At 28.5% G+C, this 5,367-nt stretch carries 6 protein-coding genes; 1 reads left to right on the top strand and 5 read right to left on the bottom strand.

Features of this window, described 5'->3' with window-relative positions; genetic code table 11:
* The 5 genes from AB1Z17_RS08310 to murC all read right to left on the bottom strand — a co-directional run.
* A partial coding sequence (locus AB1Z17_RS08310) for a hypothetical protein (RefSeq protein WP_368051337.1) occupies positions 1-971 on the bottom strand: 971 nt, incomplete at its 3' end.
* Between the two features lie 203 nt (positions 972-1,174).
* Positions 1,175-1,492: a metal-sulfur cluster assembly factor gene (locus tag AB1Z17_RS08305; protein WP_368051336.1), complete on the bottom strand. Its 318-nt coding sequence runs from the start codon at positions 1,490-1,492 to the stop codon at positions 1,175-1,177.
* Positions 1,485-2,774, bottom strand: coding sequence for a hypothetical protein (locus AB1Z17_RS08300; RefSeq protein WP_368051335.1), 1,290 nt, complete (start codon positions 2,772-2,774; stop codon positions 1,485-1,487). Before AB1Z17_RS08300 ends, AB1Z17_RS08305 begins: the two co-directional genes overlap by 8 nt.
* A 6-nt stretch (positions 2,775-2,780) precedes the next feature.
* Positions 2,781-3,320, bottom strand: a complete 540-nt coding sequence (locus AB1Z17_RS08295) for a DUF2249 domain-containing protein (protein WP_368051334.1) — start codon at positions 3,318-3,320, stop codon at positions 2,781-2,783.
* Positions 3,321-3,439: 119 nt separating this feature from the next.
* Positions 3,440-4,795 (bottom strand): UDP-N-acetylmuramate--L-alanine ligase, encoded by a 1,356-nt coding sequence (gene murC, locus AB1Z17_RS08290; protein ID WP_368051332.1) that lies wholly within the window; start codon positions 4,793-4,795, stop codon positions 3,440-3,442.
* 108 nt (positions 4,796-4,903) lie between these two features.
* On the opposite strand from murC, the gene AB1Z17_RS08285 reads away from it, so the two are divergent.
* A partial coding sequence (locus AB1Z17_RS08285; protein ID WP_368051331.1) for a hypothetical protein occupies positions 4,904-5,367 on the top strand: 464 nt, incomplete at its 3' end.

The raw sequence follows: 5,367 nt of genomic DNA, 5'->3' as shown, positions 1-5,367 counted from the left end.
ATTGGCTCTGAAATTTCAGCCCAATCACCAATCGGTGTAAAAACCATACTTTCAGTTAAATTATCTATTGGTTTGTTATTTGCGTCTACCACTTGTGCATATAATGCAATAAGTCTTTTAATATCGGGACGTAAACTTCGCTTATTATTTGGGGCCGTTTCAAATACAATTTTTGGTTCTCCTCCAGCATTTATCTGGATATCTTTTTGGTATTGATGTCCTTCAGCATTGGCAATAACGGTAATTTTAAACTGATTTTCCTTAGGTTGATCTTTAAGAACTAATTTACATTGCAAAGGAGTTGTTCCTCTATTAGGTTGAATGTGTAAAGCTGGTTCTGGATTAATTATTTGAATAGCAGCATTGATACTTTTTTCAGAGGTTTCGGTAATCTTAATCACTCTAACTTCTAAGTTACCTTGTTTTTCTTCTGAAAAATCAAATTCTTTTGTACTAAGTTGTAAAATATAACCTGCTTTTTCTTCTTCTTTTTGTTTATTTTCTTTTTTATTATTCTTGGATTTTTTTAATTTTTTTCTAATTGCTACAACTGCTGCACCTATAGCTGCTCCGCCAATAACCACTTCCCAAGGGATATCGCTTGGATTCGGTTCGTTAGTTTTTTTTGATTGATTATTCTCAGATTTAGTCTTAACATCACTATCTATTTTCTCGGTCAACATTCCTAGTCCTCCACAGTTATTACAGTACAAAACATATCCCTTTTTGTCCTCATCTATCCATTGAGGATTTTCGTGACCACATTTATTACATTTCACATCATACTTAACTTTTGTCCTCTCCTGACTATACACCCATCCTGAACCAATCAAAAGGAGCACAAAAAATATGTAAAAATGAACCTTAAATATCGCTAAAAAATGATTTCTTAAAACACCTTCAAAACATCTAATTGAAGAATAAAAAGAACTACAGCAAGAATTAAAAGAAGAAATTTGAAAAATTTTCATAACCAACTAATAAAAAACTCAATTAATACTGGGGTTATTAATGTAAATAATTGATTTTTTAACTAGTAGCTTCGTAAATTTACAACTTGTTTGGTGATTTTCAAAGTGAAAGAGTACAAATAATAATGAATATTTATAATATTATTTGTAATGAAAGAAGGTTCTTAAAAAAATTAAAACCTGTAATTCTAAATTAATTTGCTTTACATTCCTAAAATTTTTCGACCTTCTTCGCTTACCATACTATTATTCCATAGTGGATGAAAAACTACATCAACAACCGTTTCAAAAGTAGGGTGTTGTTGTTTTATGGTTTCTTTAATATTTGAAATAATGGTTTCACCTAATGGACAAGCAGGTGTAGAAAATGTCATAACAATATTAATTTTTTCAGCTCCATTATAGTACAATTCGTAAATCAATCCTAAATCAATAATATTAATTTCAATTTCAGGATCCATTACTGTTTTTAACAATTCTAAGGTTGCTAATTCAAATTCTGCGATTTCAGTTTTATTCATTTTTAATGGGTTTTACGTTGTGTAAAATAATTTTAAACACATTTATATTATATAAAATTGTAACTAATAATAACATAATACTTCCAATTTTTAGTAACAATAAATTATTTGATAAAATTCCAATTGGCATAATAATTATAAAGCCTAAATACAAGTAAAATTGAATGCTTGCTATTTTTTCTGAATATAATTCTCGTGGCAATGGTGTTTTAGTTTTTCCAACTAATTTTTTATATTTTTCTAACCAAACAATAAACGGAAGGGTTTTATAAGTTTGCCCTAAAATTAAAGTCGTAATAAAACCAAATATTATTGAAAATCCGTAAAAAACAACAATGCGAGATAGTAATTGAAATTCCACATTAGAACCTACTATTAATACACTACTTATTATAATTGGTAATAGCACAGACACAATTGCCAACAAAGAATATTGCATACCAACATCTAATTTTTTTCGCATTCTTTTTTTGTAGGAATCAAAAATAAAAGAAACAAAAAATAGTACTCCTGAAGCAACTAACAGCCAACAAATACCTGTTAAAATTGAATTATTTATTAAAAACCAATTAATTGCAATACCAAGCAAACCTCCGTTAATTAAATAAAATGAAGCTTTTAGTTTCTTGAAATTTAATTGATGAGAAATTAAAAACATTGGAATTAATGTAGAACCTACACCTATAATCAATAGTAGAAACCATCCAATTAAACCAATTGTAGCGTGGATTTTTAAATAATGAATATGTGCTTCACTAAAAAAATTAAATTTAAAATTTAAAGCTATTAATGTTCCTAAAAGCTCGGTTAACAACAACCAAATAATTGCTGCAATTACAAATTTAGAGGACATGTTTTTTAATTCAGATTTTCTATAGGATAGTAGTACGTTTATTACAAAAAATAATAAGGAAATAAACATACACACCGAAGCATACGGTAATAACATTGTAAATGAAGCTACCCAAAAAGAATAACTTAAAAAAAGTACACTAAAAGCTGCCATCCAAAATGTAACTTTTGCAAGTTTTTCACTGAACAAAGCTGTTTCAAAAACTACAGGAATTAGTTGATACAACGCTCCAAAGATTATCATTGTTGCCCAACCCAAAATAGCCATGTGAGTTATGGCAATTAATTTGGTGTTAAAATAAACCTCTAACAAACTTGAACTTGAAAACACCAACATAATTGCCACAATAAAAAAGCTAATTGCTCCAAATATAAAATGAGGAACAACTACACCAATATGCGGTGCATTATTTGTTTTTAATCCGTTCAAAACTGTTTATTTCTTAAAAATTAATAATTGTAAATGATCTAACCTTCTTTTTTTGTAATGAATTTCAAAATTTCTTTCTTCCAATTCAGGAAGTAAAAATTGTGGTACTTTTTTATGATCTACAAACAAAGCAAAACCTTCTGGCAATTGTTCCAATTCTTCTAAAATAGTGGTCATTGGTTCTGGCATTTCTAAAGCACGCACATCAACACTTTTTAATTTCCCTGCAAAGGTTTTATAAAGTGAATCAAACTTTAAATTTTCTTGCAATTCATTTGGTTTTAGTTCTTCCTCAACATTGCTATCTTTTTTAAAAAATGTATGATAAACACCAGATTCTGGTTGTTCTGTCCAAGATTTAAAACCACTTTGTTCTAATTTAGTAATTAATGGTAGTGGCTGAAAAGAATTTATTATTTGCAGCGTTTGTTTATCTTTTAAGGTTTTTACAGTTTGCATTATTATATTAAAAGGATCACTTCCTCCACTTAAAACAGGACGAACATCTAAACAAACTATGTTATTATTTTTAGAATATGAAGTCATAATTGCATATTTAAATTTAAGAATAAAAGACTAATTTATCCTAAATCAAAATTACTTATAAATTATAAAGTATCATAATTTAGACTCAATAAAAATAAGATTTTATGACAGCCGTCATATTAAACAACTATTTCTTTAAATTTATCAAAATCCAAGCCTCCATAATTACCAGAACTCATTAACAACAAAGCGGTATTATTAAAGTTTTGGCTGAATAAAAACGATTTAAATTCATCTGGATTGGTATAAATTATTAAATCTTCTCTATTAAAAGCGTCTTTAATTTGTTGTTTTGTAACCTTTTCTAACTTTTTAATTTCTACAGCGTGCGGTGAATAAAACACGACAGCCATATCTGCACTATCCAAAGCACTTTGGTATTCTTTTAAAAAATCAGCATTTAAACTACTATATGTATGCAATTCTAAACAAGCCAATACTGTTCTTTCTTGGTACTGATTTTTAACAGCTTTGGTTGTTGCTTCAACTTTACTAGGAGAATGGGCAAAATCTTTAAACACAACAGTTGACTTACTTTCCGCAATTTTTTCCAGACGTTTACTTGCTCCTTTAAACGTAGCAATAGCTTCATAAAATTCATCTTCTCCAACCCCCATGTTTTGACAAACCCACTTTGCTCCAGCCATATTTTGTAAATTGTGTTTCCCAAAAAACTCTAAAGGCATTTCTCCTTCAGGAGTTTCAATAAAAGTGGTTCCGTTTACAATTTTAAAATCCGGTGTTCTGTATGGATACTTTTTTATAGGACGTTCAGAAGTTTCAACAACTTGTTTTACAATCTCGTCTTCTTCATTATACACCATAATTCCACCATTTATAAGTGAATTGGTGAAAATTGAAAACTGTTCAACATAATTTTCAAAAGTTGGAAACACATTAATATGATCCCAAGAAATACCGCTTAAAAGTGCAATATTTGGTTTATATAAGTGAAATTTTGGTCTTAAATCTATTGGAGAACTCAAATATTCATCTCCTTCTAACACAATAAATTCATTTTCTGAAGTTAATTTCACCATTGTTTCAAAACCTTCTAATTGGGCTCCAACCATATAATCAACATCAATTTCATGATAATTTAGCACGTGTAAAATCATAGAAGTTATGGTTGTTTTTCCGTGAGAACCGCCAATTACAACACGTGTTTTATCTTTAGATTGCTCATATAAAAACTCTGGATATGAAAATATTTTAACACCTAACTCTTTAGCTTTTAGCAATTCTGGATTGTCTGCTTTTGCATGCATTCCTAAAATTACTGCATCTAAATTACTTGTTATTTTTTCTGGAAACCAACCAAATGCTGGAGGTAATAAACCTTTCTTTTCTAAACGAGATTTAGAAGGTTGAAAAATTGTATCGTCACTTCCAGTAATTTGGTATCCTTTTTGTAATAGTGCTAAAGCTAAGTTGTGCATGGCGCTTCCGCCAATAGCAATAAAGTGTAAATTCATACGTATTATTAATTAATACGGTAAAAGTACAAATACGTAATTTAATTTTATAAATTTAATAGTTTCAATTACAAATTAATTTGTGTAATTCTTTAAAATAAGTTCATTATGAAAAAATTTGCCCTAATTATTATGTCTATATTTTTATTTTCTAACAATGCTAACGCACAACAACATTATAATAATTACGACAAATTATGGCTTAATGTTAAGCAATTTGAAACTAAAAAATTGCCAAAATCTGCTTTAAAAGTTGTTGATGAAATCTACAAAAAAGCAAAAAAAGAAAACAATACTCCACAAATAACAAAAGCTATATTATACCAATCTAAATACGCTTTAACGCTTGAGGAAGATGCGCAACTAAGCATTATAAATTCATTTAAAAATGAAATTGTTGCTTCAGAATTTCCAACAAAAAACATTTTAGAAAGTGTATTAGCAGACTTGTATTGGCAATATTTTCAACAAAACAGATACAGGTTTTACAATAGAACAGCTACTTTTGAAAAAGTTGATACTGTAGATTTTAGAACGTGGGATTTAAACACCATTTTTGAAGAGATTCATTT

This window comes from Lutibacter sp. (genome assembly GCF_040883305.1).
Classification (GTDB): domain Bacteria; phylum Bacteroidota; class Bacteroidia; order Flavobacteriales; family Flavobacteriaceae; genus Lutibacter.
Note: the sequence above shows the minus strand (reverse complement) of the source record. Positions and strands in the feature narration are given on the sequence as shown.